This is a genomic window from uncultured Dubosiella sp., assembly GCF_964018005.1.
Classification (GTDB): Bacteria; Bacillota_I; Bacilli_A; order Erysipelotrichales; family Erysipelotrichaceae; genus Dubosiella; species Dubosiella muris.
Genome location: NZ_CAXHOA010000002.1, coordinates 213084 through 221038 on the forward strand (window position 1 = coordinate 213084; position 7955 = coordinate 221038).

The 7955-nt window shown below is 53.1% G+C and carries 5 protein-coding genes; 4 read left to right on the plus strand and 1 reads right to left on the minus strand.

Annotated elements, in window-relative coordinates; genetic code table 11:
* Positions 1-6: 6 nt before the first annotated feature.
* Entirely contained in the window at positions 7-567 is a 561-nt protein-coding gene (gene def, locus ABNS49_RS02785; RefSeq protein WP_135981235.1) for a peptide deformylase, read from the minus strand.
* Positions 568-698: 131 nt separating this feature from the next.
* Here def and ABNS49_RS02790 point away from each other — a divergent pair, with 131 nt between their 5' ends.
* Genes ABNS49_RS02790 through ABNS49_RS02805 form a run of 4 tightly spaced genes read left to right on the plus strand, consistent with a single transcriptional unit; the run spans position 699 to position 7434 of the window.
* Positions 699-1967 carry an FtsW/RodA/SpoVE family cell cycle protein gene (locus tag ABNS49_RS02790; RefSeq protein ID WP_135981234.1) on the plus strand — a complete coding sequence of 423 codons (1269 nt, stop codon included), beginning with the start codon at positions 699-701 and terminating at the stop codon, positions 1965-1967.
* A complete protein-coding gene (gene coaD, locus ABNS49_RS02795; protein WP_135981233.1) occupies positions 1964-2455 on the plus strand; it encodes a pantetheine-phosphate adenylyltransferase in 492 nt (163 codons plus the stop codon). Before ABNS49_RS02790 ends, coaD begins: the two co-directional genes overlap by 4 nt.
* Complete coding sequence (gene rnc / locus ABNS49_RS02800; RefSeq protein ID WP_135981232.1) at positions 2439-3122, plus strand: ribonuclease III; 684 nt, start codon at positions 2439-2441, stop codon at positions 3120-3122. The genes coaD and rnc overlap by 17 nt, the downstream gene beginning before the upstream one ends.
* A 13-nt stretch (positions 3123-3135) precedes the next feature.
* The gene (locus tag ABNS49_RS02805) at positions 3136-7434 is read left to right on the plus strand and encodes a PolC-type DNA polymerase III (RefSeq protein WP_135981231.1); all 4299 of its coding nucleotides are present in this window, start codon (positions 3136-3138) and stop codon (positions 7432-7434) included.
* The last annotated feature ends 521 nt before the right edge of the window (positions 7435-7955 follow it).

Below are 7955 nucleotides of genomic sequence, written 5' to 3' on the forward strand. Positions count from 1 at the left end.
CAGAAGCTAGTACACTTCTGCTTCCGGATCCGTTTTCCATGGATCGTTCGGGTCGATGCGGTCATAAAACAAAATGCCCGACAAATGGTCGATTTCGTGCTGCAGACAAATCGCCAAAAACCCTTTCGCGCGAATCGTGACGTTTTCGTTGCGCACCAAGTCAAAGGCGCGCACTTTGATGCGGGCGTGCCGCATGGAGTGCCCTTCGTGCTCTTCCAGTACCGACAGGCAGCCTTCGCCGGAATCCAAATAGGCGTTTTGCACCGATTCCGAAATGATTTTCGGATTGACCAGAGCCAGTTCGATGTCTTCCTCCTCGTTGTCCGGGTTCGGGCAGACGATGGCTAGCATTTGTTTTGGAACGCCGACCTGGATGGCGGCGATGCCCACGGCGGGGCGCAGGTTGTCGCGCTCGGCGATTTCCTCGTCCTGTGAATCGCGCACGTAGGTAAGCATCGCTTCGAGAAGCTCGCGGTCCTGCGCGTCCAGGGGAAGGGCAACTTTTTCGCTTTTCTCGCGGATCCTAGGATCGTGATCGCTAATAATCGTATCTAATGTTATTTTCATTTTATTTTCCTCGCTTTTTCATTTTAATCCATTTTCAACGTGTTGACAAATCGTTCCATTCGATTTTATCTTACGGGGAGATTGTGCAAAAAGGTTCGATGAACATGTCGTTTCTATGGTAGAATGGGAGCATGTCTGAACAAAGAAAAAAAATTTCCAGAAAGGAAAAGAGATATCTTCGCAAGCTGAAACGCAATACGCGGATCCGCGATTTTATCAACACGGTGACGCTGGCTCCCTACTCGGACGTTCCGCTCAACCTGGCGATCTTTGGACTCATGCTTTTCGGGACCGCGATGATCGCCTCGACCGCGGTAGGCCAGACGACGGATTCGCTGCGCACGGTGCTTTTCGCTTTAGTCAAACAGTTCGCCTTTTTGGGCGCGGCGTATTTGACGTTCCTGTACGCGGACAAGGGGTTTAGTCTGCGCTGGTTCTACCGCATCCAAATCGTGATTTTTTTGATTTTTATCGGGGCGATGATCACCCCGTTCGCGTTTCCGGCCGTTGGCGGCAGCCACGCCTGGATCCGCATCGGTTCGGTCACGTTGCAGCCTTCCGAATTCGGCAAGCCGCTGCTGATCATCATTTGCGCGTGCGCGGTGTATAGCGCCAAGCGCAACCGCGAGCAGCGCAAGTCCTTTTTCGCGTTTTTCCGCTGGCCGCTCATCGCCTGGCTTGTGACGATGATTTTGCTGGCGGCGCAAAAAGACTACGGGACGGCGGCCATCACGAGCGGCATCGTGTACGTGTGCATGATGCTGCCGTCGTATCCGACTTTGCGCAAAGTGCAAAAGCGGGTGACTGTGTTGCTGGCGGCTGGCGCTATCGCGCTCGTCGGCTTGTTTGGCGTCACGGACATCGGGACCGATCTTCTTGCCCAAACGCCGCTGGCCCACATCGCGACGCGGATCGTCAACGCGAAAAACCCGTATTCGGATATTTACGGGACCGGTTACCAGCCGGCCAACTCGTTGTATGGAATCGCGGACAGCCACGTGATTGGCAAAGGGTTTGGCAATTCCTCGCGCAAATACGGCTATTTGACGCAGGCCGACAACGACTACATCCTCGCGGTGACGATTGAGGAAACGGGAATTCTCGGCTTCGCGTTTATTATCTTTTTATATGGCGTGATTGAGTACCGGCTGATTTATTACGCGCTGCGTACGCAGGACACGGTGAAAAAAATGATTTTGATTGGAACGGGAACGTACTTGTTCCTGCATTTCGCTTTGAATGTTGGCGGCGTGGGGGCGCTGATCCCGATGACCGGGATCCCGCTGCTGTTTATTTCCAGCGGCGGCTCGTCTTTGCTGGCGGTTTCCTTCGCGCTGGGGCTTTGCCAGCAGATGATTTCGAAGATCCGGGAAAAGGAAATGAAAGGGGTGCGGTTATGATTGGCGCGTTTTGCGGCAGCTTTGATCCGCTGACGCTCGGGCACGTGGACATTATCGAGCGCGCGAGCCGGCTTGTGGATACGTTGTATGTGTTTGTGGCGGTCAATTCCGAAAAGCGTTCGATGTATTCGCTGGATCAGCGGCTGGCGTGGCTGGAGGCGGCGTGCGCCGGGTTGCCGAACGTGCGTTGCGCCGTCCAAAACGGATTGGTTGTGGACGCCTGTCGAAAGGCGGGGGCGCGAGTGCTGTTTCGCGGCATCCGGAACGGGCAGGATTGTGCGTACGAGCAAAACATGGCGTTTATGAACGGGTATTTGGATCCGGACGTGGAAACGGTTTGCCTGTTTACGAAGCCGGAGTACGATTTATACTCAAGCTCGAATGTGCGCGAACTCGTCAAATACCATCAGGATGTGGCGAAATTCGTGCCGGCTTGCGTTTTGAAAACATTGTTGGAGCAGGAGGAAATGGATGAAAACATTAATTGACTGGATGGAGGAAAACGGATATTCCGTAAAGGATCCGAAATATTATATCGAGGCGTGCACGCATTCTTCGTACGCCAACGAACATCATAACGGAATCGACGACAACGAGCGTCTGGAATTCATGGGGGACGCGGTGCTGCAAATCTGGAGCGCCCAGCAGTTGTTTGAAATGGAACCGAAAATGCGCGAAGGCAAAATGACGACGCTGCGCGCGCAAACGGTGTGCGAGGCGACCCTCGCCCATTTGAACGAGCAGCTGGGCTGGTACAATTATTTAATGCTTGGTGTCGGCGAGGAAAAATCGGGCGGCCGCAAGCGGGCGAGCATTTTGGCGGACCATTTTGAGGCGTGCATCGGCGCGGTGTATTTGGATCAGGGCTACAAGGCGGTGGACTCGATTTTGCAGAAGGTCATGAAGCCGGTGTTCAAAGAGGAAAAGAGCGACGAGGTGACGGACTACAAAACGCATTTGCAGGAAGTCATCCAGGCGGATTCGCGCAAAACGCTCCAGTACCGCCTGCTGGAGGAAGTCGGGCCAAGCAACGCGCCAACCTTTACGATGGGCGTGTATTTGGACGACATTCAGCTGGGCGTGGGCGTGAGCAGCACGAAGAAGAAGGCGGAGCAGAAAGCGGCGAAAAACGCGTTCGAAAAAATGGCCAAGTAGAAGAGGAGGGTCTATGTCGAAAAACGATATTACAGGATTGATCGAGTTTCTCCCCGAGGAACTCGCCTCTTTTTTTGAGGGGGCTTCTTATTTTCAGACGCCGGAGTTTCATTCAAGACGCCGCGAGCTGACGTTGTATTTCGCTTTGAAGGCGCCCCTGCCATACGAGGTGTACGACCGGATGGTCAACGCGCTTCGGCTGACGTTCCATGCCAGCGTGGACGTGACGATTCAGGCGGAAAACGGCGAAGTGAACGTGGGCGAGTTATCGCGCTATGTCGCTTTTTTCACGCAAAAGGAAACGCGGCTGCAATGCTTCCGGTATATCAATCCAAGCAAGGGCGAGCAATCGTACACGTTTTCCACGACGGATGAGGAAAAGGCGGCGGCGATGAACCGCTCGCTGAAGCGGTTGGAGGAGCTGCTGGCGAAAGTCGGCATCCGGCAGGCGCTGAAAGTGGATTTGGTCGAAGACGACCAGCCGGTGGAAGCCGTGTACATTCCGGATCTTCCGGTGCCAAAGAGCGCGCCGGTGGAAAAGAAGGAGCGGTTCGCCCGCTACAAAAAAGAGGCGGCGCCGCTAGTTAAAATCGCGGATCTGGAAGTGGGCATGGACAACGTGTGCGTCGAAGGCCACATTTTCGATGTCGACAACCGGGTGACGAAGAGTGGCAAAACGTTGCAGATGCTGTATGTGTCCGACTACGAGGAGGCGATCGTCGCCAAGCGGTTTGAAGGCAAGCGCCATACGCTGGAGGAAATCGAGTCGGTGGGCAAAGGCATGTTTGTCCGGCTGACTGGGCAAGTCGTGTACGACTCGTATTCGCGGGCGAACTCGTTTATGATTTCCAAAGTGGAGGAAATTCCGGCGCCAAAGCGCAGGGATCCGGAATTGAAAAAACGGGTGGAATGGCACGTGCATTCCAATTTTTCGGAAATGGATGGCGTGTGCGCGATCGAGGAATACATTCAGACGGCGTACGACTGGGGGATGGACGCGATCGCGGTGTGCGACCACCAGGTCGTGCAGGCGTTTCCGATGGCGCAGCACAAGGTGAGCGCGCTGAACAAAAAGGATCCGGAACGCAAGTTCAAGATGCTGTATGGTTGCGAGATGAGCATGGTGGACCCGGTGTACCATATCGTCTACAACAATGACCATCGCAAGCTGGAGGACGCGGAGTACGTCATTTTCGACTTGGAGACGACGGGTCTTTCGAACCGGCTGGACGAGATCATCGAGTTTGGTGCGGTGAAGATGAAGGATCGGGAAGTGATTGACCGCAAGCAGTTGTTTGTCAATCCGAAGCGGTCGATCCCGGCGCACATTTCGAGCCTGACGCATATCAACCAGAGCGACGTGGACGCGGCGAAGCCAATCGAGGACGTGTTTGACGATTTAAAGCAATGGATCGGGGACGCGGTGCTGGTGGCGCATAACGCGACGTTTGACGTGGGGTTCATGAACGCGGCGGCAAGAAAGCTTGGCAAGCCGGAATTTTCGAATCCGGTGATCGACACGCTGCCGCTGGCGCACGCGATGCTGGACTTGAAGCGGTATCGTCTGGGGAACGTGTGCCGGCACTATGGCGTGAAGTACGATGGCGAAGGGGCGCACCGGGCGGATTACGATGCGGAGGTGCTTTCGCAAGTGCTTTGCCATATGTTGAACGCGTACAAGTCGGATGCCACGCTGGATACGTTGCAGGACAACCAGAAAGAGGACAGCTTTAAAAAGGTGCGGCCAAGCCACATCACGGTGTTTGCCAAAAACAAGGAAGGGCTGAAGGAGCTGTTTGAGCTGATCACGTTGTCGCATACGAAGTATTTGGCGTACAATGGCAAGTCGACGGAAAATGTCGTGGCCGAGCCGCGCATCCCGCGGGCGGAGCTGATGGAGAAGCATAAAAACGGAAATTTGCTGCTGGGGTCGTCGTGCCAGAACGGCGAGGTGTTCGAGATGGCGCATACGCGCGACCACGACTTGCTGAAGAAGACGATGGAGTTTTACGACTACGTGGAAGTGCAGCCGCTGGAATGCTATCGAAACTTGATCGACCGGGGCGCGATTTTGAACGCGGCGGATTTGAAGAAGGTGCTGGGCTATATTTTGGAGGCGGCCGACGAGCTTGGCAAGCCGGTTTTGGCGACGAGCGACGCGCACTATGTGCATCCGCATGAGAAACGTATCCGGGATATTTATATTAACGCGAAGGCGATTGGCAACGCGCGGCATCCGTTGTATAAGTACAACGCGCAGGACCGGAAGATGTATCCGGCGCCGAACCAGTATTTGCTGACGACGCGGGAAATGTTGTCGGCGTTCAGCTGGCTTGGCGAGGACAAGGCGAGGGAAATCGTCATTGACAATCCGAACAAGCTGAAAGATACGATGGAGCCGATTTATCCAATCAAGGACAAGCTGTATCCGCCAGATATCGAGGGTTCCGATCAAAAGCTGCGGGACATTTGTTTTGAAACGGCGCATCAGTGGTACGGGAAGGATTTGCCGGAAATCGTGGAGAAGCGGCTTGTGCGGGAACTGGACAGCATCATTGGCGCGGGCTACTACGTGGTTTACTATATTTCCCATCTTTTGGTGAAGAAAAGCAACGAGGACGGGTATCTGGTTGGTTCCCGTGGTTCGGTTGGTTCGAGTTTTGTCGCGACGATGTCGGGGATCACGGAGGTGAATCCGCTGATGCCGCATTACATTTGCCATCATTGCCAGCATTACGAGTTTTTGGATGACGACTCGGTGAAGTCGGGGTTCGACTTGCCGGATAAGGAGTGCCCGATTTGCCATCGGCCGATGCGGGGCGACGGGCAGGATATTCCGTTTGAGACGTTCCTTGGTTTCGAGGGGGACAAGGTGCCGGATATCGACTTGAACTTTTCGGGGGAATACCAGGCCAACGCCCACGCCTATACGAAAGAGGTGTTTGGCGAGGATCATGTGTTCCGGGCCGGCACGGTTGGCACGGTGCAGGAGAAGACGGCGTACGGCTACGTGAAAGGCTTCGAGGAGGAAATGGAGCTTCCGGTTCCGTTTTCGGAGGCGAAGCGGACGGATTTGGCGAAGGGCTGCGAGGGCGTGAAGCGAACGACGGGGCAGCATCCGGGCGGAATCGTCGTGGTGCCGCTGGATATGGATGTGCATGACTTTACGCCGGTGCAGTATCCGGCGAACAACCCGTACGCGGAGTGGAAGACGACGCATTTCGACTTCCACCAGATCCATGACAATATTTTGAAGTTTGATATTTTGGGTCATGTCGACCCGACGGCGATGAAGATGTTTGAGCGAATGACGGGAATCGACGTGACGACGATTCCGATGAACGATCCGAAGACGATGTCGATTTTCTCGTCGCTGGATGGTTTGGATATCGACTCGACGCGGTACTCGGAAGTGACGGGTGCGGCGGGAATCCCGGAGTTTGGTACGCCGTTTGTGCGCGGGATTTTGGAGATGACGAAGCCGAAGACGTTCGCGGAGCTGGTGACGATTTCGGGATTGTCGCATGGTACGAATGTATGGTTGTCGAACGCGAAGGATTTGATCGAGGATGGCACGTGTAAGCTGAACGAGGTCATTGGTTGTCGTGACGACATCATGGTGGATTTGATGGGATATGGCTTGCCGCCGAAGGCGAGCTTCACGATCATGGAGAGCGTGCGAAAGGGCAAAGGCTTGAAACCGGAGTGGGAAGAGCTCATGAAGGAAAACAAGGTGCCGGACTGGTACATCGAGTCGTGTAAGAAGATCAAGTATATGTTCCCGAAGGCGCATGCGGTGGCGTATGTGATGAACGCGGTGCGGATCGCCTGGTTCAAGGTGCATATGCCGGCGTATTATTATTGCCAGTATTTTTCGATTCGCTGCGATGCGTACGACATTCAGACGATGATTCAGGGCGAGGAAGCCATCCGGAAGAAGATGAGCGAGATCAAGCTGAACAAGGAGATGAACACGCCGAAGGACAAGGCGATTTACGATACGCTGGAGCTGGCGCTGGAGATGGTGCTGCGGGGATACCGGTTTACGAATCTTTCGATTACGAGATCGGCGGCCACGGAGTTCCGGGTCGATCCGGACAATCCGAAGATGATTATTCCGCCGTTCACGTCGCTGGACGGTCTGGGTGACAACGTAGGAAAGTCGATTGTCAAGGCGCGGGAGGAGCGGGCGTTTCTTTCGAAGGAGGATGTTTTGAAGCGGACGCAGATTTCGAAGACTTTGCTGGATAAGATGGACCAGATGGGGGCGACGGAGGGTCTGGACGAGGAGAACCAGATGACGTTGTTTTAGGTTGAGATAGAGAAATTGAATTGAATGAAACCCTTGTGATTCTGAAAATGTCGGGATGCAGGGGTTTTCTTTATGTGCATATTTATTTCTTCGTTTATTTAATCTGGTAGACTGAATATAAGTTTTCGTTTGAGGTATAATAAATAAAAAGATTTGGATTTATTCAGCAAGAGGGGTTATAAAAATCCGAGAATATAACTGTTTTTATTGGGAGGAGTGACTTATTTAAAATAAAAGAATTTTTGAATTAAGTAGAAAATCATTTAGATCAAGTTCATGTATAAAATGTGGATTAAGCTATGAAAAGGAAATAAATTTGATGTTTTCTTCGTGCGAATAGAAAGTGAACTTGAAATCTTTGGGAGATTCGCACCGAAAGAAAAAGTGCCTGAATAAGAAAATGAGGATAATTCATAGAGATATATTTAAATGATTTCCAAACGTTGACGTTTGTTTAAGAAATTAGATGTTAATTGGTTAGTGATACGGTCTCAACCCTCTTGGGTTGAGTGGATTGAAAT

What these genes read in the sequence shown, in the direction of transcription:
- def (WP_135981235.1), bottom strand. Translation starts at nt 567, where the DNA reads ATGAAAATAACATTAGATACGATTATTAGCGATCACGATCCTAGGATC.
- ABNS49_RS02790 (WP_135981234.1), top strand. Translation starts at nt 699, where the DNA reads ATGTCTGAACAAAGAAAAAAAATTTCCAGAAAGGAAAAGAGATATCTT.
- coaD (WP_135981233.1), top strand. Translation starts at nt 1,964, where the DNA reads ATGATTGGCGCGTTTTGCGGCAGCTTTGATCCGCTGACGCTCGGGCAC.
- rnc (WP_135981232.1), top strand. Translation starts at nt 2,439, where the DNA reads ATGAAAACATTAATTGACTGGATGGAGGAAAACGGATATTCCGTAAAG.
- ABNS49_RS02805 (WP_135981231.1), top strand. Translation starts at nt 3,136, where the DNA reads ATGTCGAAAAACGATATTACAGGATTGATCGAGTTTCTCCCCGAGGAA.